The 13,071-nt window shown below is 28.5% G+C and carries 6 protein-coding genes; 4 read left to right on the forward strand and 2 right to left on the reverse strand.

The annotated features are described in order from the left end of the window. Positions 1-6: 6 nt before the first annotated feature. Both EXC48_RS03225 and rpoB read right to left on the reverse strand, forming a co-directional pair. The gene (locus tag EXC48_RS03225; protein ID WP_129720737.1) at positions 7-4,446 is read right to left on the reverse strand and encodes a DNA-directed RNA polymerase subunit beta'; all 4,440 of its coding nucleotides are present in this window, start codon (positions 4,444-4,446) and stop codon (positions 7-9) included. After that, positions 4,439-8,062, reverse strand: coding sequence for a DNA-directed RNA polymerase subunit beta (rpoB, locus tag EXC48_RS03230; RefSeq protein WP_129720739.1), 3,624 nt, complete (start codon positions 8,060-8,062; stop codon positions 4,439-4,441). The genes EXC48_RS03225 and rpoB overlap by 8 nt, the downstream gene beginning before the upstream one ends. A gap of 237 nt (positions 8,063-8,299) precedes the next feature. On the opposite strand from rpoB, the gene EXC48_RS03235 reads away from it, so the two are divergent. The 4 genes from EXC48_RS03235 to EXC48_RS03250 all read left to right on the forward strand — a co-directional run bounded on the left by EXC48_RS03235 (position 8,300) and on the right by EXC48_RS03250 (position 13,061). After that, positions 8,300-9,961 (forward strand): LppA-related lipoprotein, encoded by a 1,662-nt coding sequence (locus EXC48_RS03235; protein WP_129720741.1) that lies wholly within the window; start codon positions 8,300-8,302, stop codon positions 9,959-9,961. Beyond that, positions 9,954-10,694 carry a class I SAM-dependent methyltransferase gene (locus EXC48_RS03240; RefSeq protein WP_129720743.1) on the forward strand — a complete coding sequence of 247 codons (741 nt, stop codon included), beginning with the start codon at positions 9,954-9,956 and terminating at the stop codon, positions 10,692-10,694. The genes EXC48_RS03235 and EXC48_RS03240 overlap by 8 nt, the downstream gene beginning before the upstream one ends. A gap of 103 nt (positions 10,695-10,797) precedes the next feature. Beyond that, positions 10,798-12,636 (forward strand): tRNA uridine-5-carboxymethylaminomethyl(34) synthesis enzyme MnmG, encoded by a 1,839-nt coding sequence (gene mnmG / locus EXC48_RS03245; RefSeq protein ID WP_129720745.1) that lies wholly within the window; start codon positions 10,798-10,800, stop codon positions 12,634-12,636. Further along, complete coding sequence (locus EXC48_RS03250) at positions 12,627-13,061, forward strand: 23S rRNA (pseudouridine(1915)-N(3))-methyltransferase RlmH (protein WP_129720747.1); 435 nt, start codon at positions 12,627-12,629, stop codon at positions 13,059-13,061. Before mnmG ends, EXC48_RS03250 begins: the two co-directional genes overlap by 10 nt. Positions 13,062-13,071: the final 10 nt, after the last annotated feature.

The raw sequence follows: 13,071 nt of genomic DNA on the forward strand, positions 1-13,071 counted from the left end.
TCATTTTTACATATCATCTTCAAAATCATAATAATTAGTGAATTCATCACTTTGATCGAAAATATCATTATGATATGCTTCGTCAGTTATATCATTAATTGAAAAGTTCTCATCTAAGAAATTAGTTATTGGTTCTTCTGAATTTAAATCTGGATCAAATTTATCAGGGAAATATGATTTAAAGCTTCTAATATCATATTTTCCTTTTAATTCATAATCTGAATTTGTTCCAGCAGGAATTTTTTGACCTAAAATAATATTTTCTTTTAGTCCTTCAAGATAATCAACTCTTTGAGCTACTGATGAGTTAACAAGTATTTTAGCTGTTTCTTGGAAAGAAGCGGCTGATAAGAATGAATTTGATAATAAAGGAATTTGTTTAGCTCCTGAAATTTTTACTTTTCCATAAGCAGGTTTTTTACCAGCAGCTAATAATTTTGAGTTTTCTACTTGATATACATATGTATCTACCAATGCTCCACTAAAGAATCTTGAATCACCAGGTTCAATAATTAAGATCTTTGATAACATTTGTGAAATGATAATTTCAATATATTTATCAGCAATAGTAATACCTTGTAAACGATATAATCTTTGAATCTCTTTTAATAAATAACTTTGAACTGTTCTTGCATCAGTTGCATTTAAAAGCTGATTTAAAACTATTGGTCCTTCAAAAATCTTTTGACCAGGAACAACGTGATCACCAACTTTTACCCGTAACTTTTGAGAACTTCTTCCTGAAATTGTTTCAATAATTTCGTCACCTTGTTCATTTTTTGTAGTAATTGAAACTTCTATAAAGTCAGTTACTTTTCCTGTTTCTTTATTAGTTACTTGTTCTATATTTGAAATTATTCCATATACTTTTGATATTTCTGCTGGTTTTCCTCATGGATTATCATAAGCATCGATTAATTCAATCAATCTACCAAATCCACCTGTAATATCTTCAACACCAGCGACCCCTCCGGTGTGGAATGTACGCATTGTTAACTGAGTTCCGGGTTCACCAATTGATTGAGCTGCAACAATACCAACAGCTTCACCAATATTAACCACCCGGTTAGATGCAAGATCCTTACCATAACAAATCTTACATACACCATTTTTAGTATGACAAGATAAAACAGAACGTATTTCAACTTCAGCAAGTTTTAAATCATTAACAATAATATTAGCAATTTCTGGAGTAATTAATTCATTTGCATCAATAACTAAATTACCGCTATGATCGTATATTGCTTTATTTGTGTATCTACCTTCAATTCTTTCATATAGAGTCTCAATGATTGTATCAGTTTTTGTATCTTTAATAGCTTTAACAACAAAACCAAAATCTGAGCCACAATCAGCTTCACGAACCACTATACTTTGAGCAACATCAACAAGTCTACGTGTTAAATAACCTGACTTAGCAGTGTTAAGAGCGGTATCGGTTAATCCTTTACGAGCCCCGTGAGTAGATGAATAAAACTCATATGAACTTAGACCATCTAAGAATGATGATTTAACAGGAATTTCAATAGTTGAACGAACCACACGATCATTTTCCGCATCAGCTTTTAAAACTTTTGTGTTGTTGCTCATAAGACCACGCATTCCGGCAAGCTGAGTAAAGTTTGATGCATTCCCACGAGCTCCAGAAGTCATCATCATAAACAATGGATTATCAATATCAAGCTTTGTAACTTCTTTTAGCGATTTTTCAATTTTTTCTTTAACCTTTGATCATTTTTCAATAGTTAATTTATAACGTTCATCATCTGTTAAATATCCATATTCAAAAAAGGCTTTTAATTCTTTAATGTATTCTTCACCTTCTTTAATAAAATCAGCAGTTGAATCAAGTGTTTTAACATCATTCATTGATATTGTAGTACCTGAAATAGTTGAATATTTAAATCCTAAATCTTTAATTTTATCTAGAATATATGAAACATAGTTTGAATACTTGAATCAAACATTTTCTAATCCTTTAGTATATTCATGTACATTTCAATCTGATGAATCTTTTTGAGCTTCATTAACCTTGTATGAATAACTTATTTTTTCAAATTCATCAATAATGAATTGATTGATTAATTTAGCATGTGTTGAAGGAATTTTTTCCCCTTTATAATCTACTAAATCCTCGCATGCTTCTAATTGTTCCTTAAAATTAAATTTATTAATTTTATTTAAAATACTTGCAATATCTTCAATAGTAATAACCGCTACATATTCTTCATAAATTTTTCTAATGATTCTTGCAATATCTTTTTTAGATAAAGCTAAATTTAAATCAATATTCTTAAAAGTTTCATAGAAATTAGTTCCATAATCAAAAGTATAATGATCTAAATCATTTTTTGATGTATGAATCACTTCTCTTTCCACTAGTTGCATTTCATTATTAAGTGATTTCTTGTAAGTCTTTTCAACATATTTACCAAATACAAATTCAAATTCTGTTGGAAGAACACTATTTAATAAGAATTTACCAACAGTTGAAAAAATGTATGGTTTAGTAGTTTGAAGTTGTAATTTTGGTTTATTTAATGATTTAATTGGTAAAACAACTCTACTGTGTAATGAAACATGACCACGTTCATAAGCAAGCAACATTTCGTCAATATTAGAGTAGAAATTTCCTTCTCCCTTAGCATTTTTGCCTGATTTTTCAATTGTTAAATAATATAAACCTAAAATAATATCTTGAGAAGGGTTAATAATTGGTTCACCATCTTTTGGCTCTAGAATATTCTTAGAAGCAAGCATTAATTCTTGCGCTTCACGAACAGCTTTTTCTGAAATCGGAACGTGGATTGCCATTTGGTCCCCGTCAAAGTCAGCGTTAAACGCTGTAGTTACTAGTGGGTGTAATTTAATAGCTTTAGCACGAATTAAAACGGGTTGGAAGGCTTGGATAGATAAACGGTGCAAGGTAGGTGCACGGTTTAATAATACCGGACGTCCTTGAATTGCTTTTTCAACATATGGTCAAATTCTTGGATCTAAGTTCTCGATTAATTTTTTAGCAGTTTTAATACTTGTAATACCTTCTTCATGTGCAATTAGTTCTTTAATAATTCAAGGTTCAAATAATTTTGCTGCAATATCACGAGGTACCCCAACTTCATACATTTTCAATGATGGACCACCAACAATAACGCTACGAGCTGAATAGTCCACACGTTTTCCGAGCAAGTTTTGACGGAAACGTCCTTTTTTTCCGGTAAGACCATCAGAAATAGATTTTAATGGATGATTGTCCCTTGATGATACTGGTGTTGGTTTTTTTCTAGCATTATCAATTAATGAATCAACCGCTTCTTGAATCATACGATATTCATTTTGCTTAATAAGCATAGGTGCATCAGTTTCGTTTCATTTAGCTAAACGATTATTTCTAATAATAATCCGACGATATAATTCATTAATATCGCTAGTTGAGTGTCTTCCACCATCTAACTGAACAAGCGGTCTTAAATCTGCTGGAATAACTGGCAATTCATAAATTAACATATCAGTCGGTTTTTGACCTGAGCGAATAAATGATGAAATTATTGTTAAACGTTTATATAATTTTTGTCTTGCTTGAATTTTTGAGGTTGAAACATCACGTTGTTTATTAATTTCAGCATTAATTTTGTCAATTTGCTCTTGAACTAATTTTTGTTCTTTTTCAAGATCAATATTACTTAATAAATACTCAATAGCAGCTGAACCAGTTCCGATTTTAGCATCAGAATATTCATTAATAACTTCATTATATTGATAAAAGTCAATTCCGAAATCTTTTCCATCTTGTGACTTAGCATATTCTCTTAACTCTCATAATGATTCTGAAATAATTTCATATGCTTCTTTATCATCTTTATAGATTTCCAATAATTCTTCTAAAGCTTTATCATATATATTTGCAGCCTCATTAATATCGATAATAGTATTTTTATTGAGTGATTTTAGGTTACCGCTTTCCAATACTATATGTGATTTATAATAAATTAATTTTTCTAAATCAGATTTAGTAACATTTTGCTTTTCATTTCCTCTTTCAACCCTTAATCCTAAAAGATTAGAAATAACAGAGTGATCGATTTTAAAAAATCAAAAATGAACAACAGGATTATGCAAAGTAATATGACCCATTCTACTTCTTCTTGTTATTTTCGGTAGTATCTCAGGGTTATATTTTTTACATTGAGGTAATTTACCACAAACTTCATTAACATCACTTTTTTTATACTTGGATCCACAAATCGGACATTTATAGTCAATTACTGGACCGAAGATTAATTCATCAAATAATCCATCTTTTTCAGGTTTATATGTTTTATAATTAATTGTTTCAGGTTTGGTTACTTCACCATGCGATCAATTTTTAACATCTTCTCTAGTAGCTAATGATAATGTAATTCTTTTAATTCTCTCTTTATGAGCATTTGAGTTTGAATTATTCACTTTCACCTCCTGATTCAAATTGCAATACTTGATAATCATCTTCTTCTTCATTGAAGTTTGGCTCTAATTTCATACCAAGACCTTTCAATTCATAACTTAAAACATTAAATGATTCTGGTGTTCCTGGTGTAGGAAGCTCTTTACCAGAAACTAAAGCACTATAAAGCGCATTACGTCCAATAATATCATCAGACTTATAGGTTAAAATCTCTTGTAAAACATTTGTTGCACCATAAGACTCTAAAGCTCACGTTTCCATTTCCCCAAATCTTTGACCACCATTTTGAGATTTACCTCCAAGTGGTTGTTGAGTTATTAATGAATATGGTCCAACAGAACGAGCATGCATCTTATCATCAACCATATGATTAAGTTTTAGCATATACATCACACCTACTGAAACTGGCTTATCAAATTTTCTTCCAGTAATTGGGTCAATTAAAATTTGTTTTCCAGTTTTATCAAATCCAGCTTCAATAAGAGCTTCTTCAATATCAGGCTTTTTAACTCCATCAAACGAAGGAGAAACAAATTTAACATTTAATTTTTTAGCAGCCATACCAAGGTGTAACTCTAAAATTTGTCCAATATTCATCCGAGATGGAACCCCTTGTGGATTAAGCATAATATCAAGTGGTGTTCCATCTTCAAGATATGGCATATCTTCTTCAGGAAGCACAATAGAAATAACACCTTTATTTCCATGACGTCCAGCCATTTTATCACCAACTTTAATTTTACGTTTTTGAGCAATTGAAACCTTAACAATTTTCTCAATTCCTTCTTCTAAAACGTCTCCTTTTTCTCTTGAAAGAATTTCAACGTGGGTAATTGTACCATTATGACCATTTTTAACTTTTAATGAAGTATCCTTAGTAGATGGAGAACGTTGTCCTAATACTGCATATAGTAGTTTATCTTCTTGCGAAGGATTTTCTTCACCTTTTGGAGAAACACGACCAACTAAAATATCACCAGGATATACTTCAGAACCAATTTTAACAATACCATTATCATCTAAATTTCTTAATGAATATTTTGATGCATTAGGTACATCTTTTGTTAATTCATCATCACCTGCTCTTGAACTTCTGAATTGAATTGTTTGCTCTTCTATATGAATTGAAGTATAAACATCATTTTTAACTAATCTTTCATTAATAATAACAGCATCCTCAAAGTTATAACCATTTCATGTTGTAAATCCAACTAGAACGTTTTTACCTAAGGCTAATTCCCCGTCTTTAAAGGATGAACCATCAGTTAAAATATCGCCTGCTTCAACAATATCTCCTGTTCTAACTAATGGTCTTTGCTGAATAATAGTTCCTTGATTACTTCTTTCAAAATTTCTTAAAGTATATTTATCTGTTACTGTGCTTTCTTTTCTTTGAATATGAATTCTTGAACCATCAACAAAAGTAACAGTTCCTGGGTTTTTGGCAACCAAATTATATGAAGAATATTTAGCAATATATGATTCAATACCTGTTGCGATTAATGGTGCTTCTGTTTCTAATAAAGGAACTGCTTGACGTTGCATATTCGCACCCATCAATGCACGGTTTGCATCATCATTTTCTAAGAATGGAATACCTGCAGCAGCAACAGAAACAATTTGCTTTGATGAAACTTCAATAAAGTCAACATCAGAATTTTTCCCATTTATATAAGTATAATTACGTCTAATTGTAAGATTTTCATCAGTAATTCTATTATTTTCATCAACATGCACTGATGATTGAGCAATAGAATATCCGAATTCTTCAGCAGCAGTTAAGTAACGAACATCATTGTAATCAACTACTCCATCATTAACTTTGTAATATGGTGTTTTTAAGAAACCTTTTTCATCTACTTTTGCATATGTAGCAAAGTTAAGAATCAATCCAATGTTCAATCCTTCAGGAGTTTCGATTGGACAAATTCTTCCATAGTGAGTTGAATGCACGTCGCGAACTTCGAATTGGGCAGTATCACGACTAAGACCACCAGGTCCAAGAGATGTAACACGACGTTTATTTGACACTTCAGCAAGTGGGTTAATTTGGTCCATAAATTGTGATAATTTTGAAGTATTGAAAAATGACTTGAATTGATTTGTAATTAATTTGTTATTTGTAACATTTTTAGCTGTAACTTTATCAGCTTCCTTTGCACCAATACGTTCCTTTGTGGTTTTTTCCAATTTTGTTAATGCTATTTGAAGTTGTCCTTCAATTAATTCACCAACAGAAACAATTCGCTTATTAACAAGTGAATCTGGATCATCATCTTGCCCGACCCCATCGGTTAAATTGAAATAATAACTAATAGCAGCAATAATATCAGAAAGCAATAAATGATGTTCAATTGACTTTGGATCATTTGCAATAACTACAACTGGTTCTTTATCTTTATCATTCATTCATTTTTTGTTTGGATAAATTTTAATTCTGATAATTTTAATTCTTCTTTTCAAATCAGGATTATTAAATAAATTTTGCGGATTACTTTGAGTTAATTCTGAACGATATAATTTGTAATAAACATGTTCTGGGTTAATTTCTTCAAGTTTTTCAGTAGCAACCAAACCATTATTATAACTTTCTTGAATTTTCTTAGCTAAATCATAATCAATGAAAGTTCCTTTTGTAAATAATACCTCATTTGTTTTGCTTTTAATATCTTGAGCTAAAAAGGTGTTGGTAATACGATCCACTAATGATAACTTGTTATTAAGCATATAACGACCGGTTTCAGAAAGGTTATATCTCCTTTTATCAAAAAGCATTCCAGGTAATAGTGATTTTTTAGCATCTGCTGTATCACGGTCACCTTTTCTAATTGTTCTAAAAATTTCTTCCTGAGCTGCGCTTATTGATAATCTATCTTCACTAGTTTTTTCTAAAATCTTATCTTTTTTAAGAGTTTCATCAAGTAAAGCATTATTACCAAAAAGTTTTCTTATTTGTTTTTCTTTAAATCCGAATGAAGCGAGGAATGTACCAAGTTGAATATTTTTATTTTTATCAACCTTAACTTTAACTGTGTCTAATGTATTTGTAGTAACTTTATGCGAAATTTCTAATCATGAACCAATTCTAGGCAAAATTTCTAACTTGTTAAATAAGTCATCAGATTGTTTATTACGAACTCCGACTCCAAAATATGCTCCTGGAGAACGAACAAGCTGACTCACAATAACTTTTTCACTTCCGTTTATGATAAAACTACCACCTGAAGTCATATATGGTATTTCACCTAAAAGCACTCTATCAGTTTTACGCTCTCCGGTTGTTGTATTTTCTTTTTGTAATTGAATATAAATTTTCGAGCTAAAGTTAATTCCTTTAGCTTTACACTTATTTATTTCTTCAGTTTCACTAGTGATTTTCTTAAAAGGATATTCAATATCGATAGAATTCTTAACATAATCAAGCTTAACAGTACCAGTTGTAATCGGATAAGCTTCAAGTAATACTTCTTGAATTCTTTTTTTCATAAAGTTATCGAAACTTTCCTTGCTGGTGCTTAAAATATCTGTTAATTCTAAAGTTTGTTTAGTTACAGAATAATCTCTTCTTTCTGTTTTAGGACCAAACTTACGCATGATATATCTTTTATTTTCAGCCATATTAACCCACTTTCTTTTCTTATTATCATTAAAAATTAAATAAAACCTTTATAACGATTTTTACATAATATGCAAAAAACTCATAAAAGTAATAAAATTATATAGCAAAAATATTTTTTTCAAAATAAAAATATGATATTATTAAGTAATTTTTTTTACATAAAATCCCTATTTTTAGGTACTAAAAAATTTTTTTAAATTGTGAATAGTCAAAAATATGATAAAATATATTCTATTATGAAGCAAAAAATGATTAAAGCTAGCATTTTTAGTGCATTAAATTTTTCGCCAATTGTAGCTCTTAGTTCATGCAACTATACTTCTCAAACTAAAGCTCCAGAAGATGAAATCAGAAATAGTAAAAATCCCAATACTTCAAATACTTTAAATAAAAAAGAAGATAATGAAAATCTAAATAATAATCCACCAAAAAGTGATCCAACTAATCCTGAAAGTCCAAAAACAAATTCAAAAAAAGATGATACAACAACACAAACACCTAGTCAAAATAATCACTCTAGCGATAGTTCAAAAAATCCGCAAAAAAACCAAAAAAATGAATCAATGTCTAATGATAGCTCAAATAATACAATTGATCAAACAGAAGGAATTATTCCAGAACAAGATGATATATTTGATTTTTCAGATTTAAATAATTTTAAACTTGAATATGATATTGACTCATCGTTCTATAAAGGAATTGATGCTATTTCAGCAAGAGAAAGATTAAGAACTCTAGATGAATTTAAAACATTAATAGGGTATTATAGTTCAATTTCACAAGACATTAAAAACAAATATGACATAACCATTATTGATTTAGATAAAATCCAAGAAGATAATTTAAATGGAATATTAAGTAATATAAAAATTAAATTCCAAGCAAAAAATAATACTAAACACTTTACAATAAAAACTATCATTTTAAAAGGGTTTAAAGTTAATCAAATAAATGAAAAGAACAATCCAAAAGATACATTTTTAAGCCCTAAAAGTATATCTGGTCCATTATCAAAAACATTCGCTTCATTAGTTGGAGCAATGTTGATGTATAATGCAAATATAAATGCTTTTAATCAATTACAAAATAAAGAAGATGGTGCAATAAATTACGAAACAATTGAAGATTTCCAAAAAAATTCAAATTATTTTAAAGATCAAAGCATTCGTTTAAATCAAGCGCTTAAAAATAGCTTTTTCGATACTATCAATAAAGATAATAATAATCCCGAATTTGACTACAAAATCCTTCAAGTAAAGCCGGATGATGTAAACGGGACTCTTGGTATTCAAGTTGAAATTTTTGACTTAGAAGGATCACAACATAAATCAAGCAGAATACAAAAAGAGTATACATTTAATGGTTTTAAAAAACTTACAGACCAAAAGGTTAAAGATTTTATAAATTTCACAATTACACCTGAATCTTTAAAAGATGTTGTTATCAAAAATAAATATATTCACAAAAAATTCAAAGATCTTTATAATGAAAATAAAAATAAAAAAGAAAGAGTTGAGCTTAATAATTTGTTTGATCAAAAATTATTAAATCATTTAAAGAAATCGATCTTTAAAAAAATAATGATAAGTTTTATTAATGATGATTTATACAATTTAACTGAACAAATAACTCTTGATAAAATTATCTCAACTAAAACAAAATATTCAATTTATCCATTTGTAATGAATTTTTCAAATAATATCATTAAAGATTTTAAAGTTTATTTTGATTATGATTCATCTAGAAATGAACAACTAGTTAAATTTGACTTTAAATTTGGTTTAATTCCATTTTTAACAAATTCATTTACAAATATGCAAGAATTTTATAATTCAAATAGTTCAGAAATTGAATTAAATAAAACATATTGATTTAGCGCAAGTAAATTAAATGAATAATAATGATAAAAAGGTTTTTCATAATCAAAATACATTGTTTAAATATGGAAATGCAGCATTAAACATCAAACTTTGAAATTCTGAAAAATATTTAATTACTAAATATGCCAAACTTGATGATAATATTTTAGATCTTGGAGTAGGGTCTGGAAGAACTAGTTTTGGAATGTATGAATTAGGTTATCAAAACATTAGTGCAATCGATATTTCTAGTTCAATGATTGAACAAGCAAAATGAATTAATCAAAAGTTAAACTACAAAATTTTATTTGAAATTCAAGATGCTACAAAACTTAGTTTTAATAAAAATGCTTTCGACTTTGCTTTGTTTTCTTTTAATGGTTGAGCTGGTATTCCATCAGAAAATGCAAGGATTAAAGCTTTAAAAGAAATATTTAGAACATTAAAACCTGGCGGTATTTATATTTTTAGCACTCATTTAAGAAATGATGAGCGATATCTCAAAAATTACCAAAAATATTTAGTATCATGCGATGAATTTAAATATGAAATGTATGGAGATTACATTTTCAAAAATCAAGAAGATCACTATGATTTTATGCACCTGTATTCCTTAAACGAATTATTAAATCTAATTAAAATAAATACTAAATTTCAAGTTATTAAGGTTCTTGATAGAGATCGAAATTTCATTGAATCTCAAATGGTGTTAGAATTTGCTGATAATACTACTTTTTTTGTACTTAAAAAACCTTTTAATACTGAAATATAGTTTAAAAACTATCAAAATACAGCATTTTTAATGTTGTATTTTGATTTTTCTTTATTAAGATATTAGTTAAAAAAATTGTGAAATTTGATAAAATAAAAACATTATGTTTGATAAAAATAATAATTTCGATGCAATTGTGATAGGTGGTGGGCACGCTGGTGTTGAAGCCACTTTTGCCTTAGCGAATATGAATTTAAAAGTTGCTTTAATATCATTTGATTTAAATAAATTGGCAATGATGCCATGCAATCCTTCGATTGGCGGGCCAGCAAAAGGAATCATCACACGTGAAATTGATGCATTGGGAGGAATGCAAGGATATTTTTCTGATTTGGCTATGATTCAAATAAAAATGTTAAATGAATCAAAAGGACCTGCAGTAAGGGCTTTAAGAGCACAAATCGATAAAGAAAAGTATTCAAAAATAGTTTTTCAAGCATTAAAAGATCATAAATATGTATCCTTAATTGAAGATACTGTTGAAGAAATAATCACAAACGATAATAATGAATTTTTAGGTTTAAAACTTGAGCAAAATAATGAAATTTATGCAAAAGTTGCAGTTATAACTACTGGAACATATATGAATTCAAGAATTTTACGTGGTAATGAAATCACAATTAGTGGACCAGATAATCAAAAAACAACTCCAAAATTAAGCCTTTCGCTATTAAAACATGGTTTAGAATTACAAAGATTGAAAACAGGTACTCCACCAAGGGTTTATGCAGATTCAATAGATTTTTCAAAAGTTGAAAAAGAAATTTTGGATGCTAATAATTTAAATTTTTCAACTAGATCTAATGTAAAACTTCCAGAACAAATATCTTGTTACTTAACTTATACCAATGAAAAAACACATCAAATTATTGAACAAAATATTAAAAAATCCGCAATGTACTCTGGTTTAATTGAAGGAATTGGTCCAAGATATTGTCCAAGTATTGAAGATAAGGTAATGCGTTTTAGAGATAAAAATCGTCATCAAGTATTTTTTGAACCTGAAACTGCAGATGGTGAAATAATTTATGTAAATGGAATGTCAACTTCAATGCCTGTTGAGATACAAAAATTAATGATTAAAACCATTCCGGGATTAGAAAACTGTAATGTGCAAAAATGAGGTTATGCAATTGAATATGATGCACTAAATCCATTGCAAATTTCAAGTTCATTAGAATCAAAAATCATTAAAAATCTTTTTACAGCCGGACAAATTAACGGAACAAGTGGATATGAAGAAGCAGCAGCGCAAGGATTAATCGCAGGTATTAATGCTGGATTAAAACTCAAGAATCAACCTGCATTAATTTTAAAAAGAAATGAAGCTTATATCGGCGTTTTAATTGACGATTTAGTAACAAAAGGGACCAAAGAACCATATCGTATGCTCACTTCCAGAGCTGAATATCGCTTATTATTAAGAAATGATAATCCTGATATTAGATTAACTAAGTACGGATATCAAGTAGGATTAATTTCAGAAAAAAATTATCAAAATGTTGTTACTAAATATCAAAAAATTCAAGCTAAAATTGAAGAGCTCAATTCTGAATTTGTTTCTTCAAAGAGCGACCTTGCTAAGAAATATCAAATTGAAAATGGTCTAGCTAAATCAAAAGTACTAGCCCGTCCTGAGGTTGATCCTGTTGATGTTTTAGGAGATTTTGAATACAAAAATGAATTAACCACCTTGATTAGACTCGATGGTTATATTAAAAAACAAGAAACAATGGCTCAAAAAATGATTCGTCTAGATAATCTTAAAATACCTGATGATATTGATTATGATAAAGTAGATAATTTAGCAACTGAAGCAAAACAAAAACTTCAAAAGATAAGACCAAACACAATTGGTCAAGCATCGAGAATTTCAGGCATCAATCCTTCTGATATTCAAATGTTAATGTTTCATATAGCAACTAATAAAAAATGAAATTAAATATCATAGCAGTTGGTTCATTATCAAAAGAATATCAAATAATTTTTAATGATTATTTAAAAAAAGTTAATTATTTTGCTAAGGTAAATATATTTGAAATTAAAGAACAAAAAATTGAAAACATTGAACTAAAAAAAGAAAAAGAAACTAAACTTATTCTTGAAAAAATTCCCAAAAACTCAATAGTAATTTATCTATCATTAAATGCAAAACAATTAGATTCATATGAATTTGCTGAGAAAATTGTAAATGTCGATAATATAACTTTTGTTATCGGTGGTTCTAATGGTGTTAAAGAGGAATTTTTTGAAAACAAGATTAACTTTTCAAAATTAACATTTCCACATCAATTGTTTCGAATTATGTTAATTGAACAAATTTATCGCGCCTTTACTATTAAAAATAATATTACTTATCATAAATAAAAACCTTTTA

It is taken from the genome of Mycoplasmopsis cynos, from assembly GCF_900660545.1.
Taxonomy (GTDB): domain Bacteria; phylum Bacillota_I; class Bacilli_A; order Mycoplasmatales; family Metamycoplasmataceae; genus Mycoplasmopsis; species Mycoplasmopsis cynos.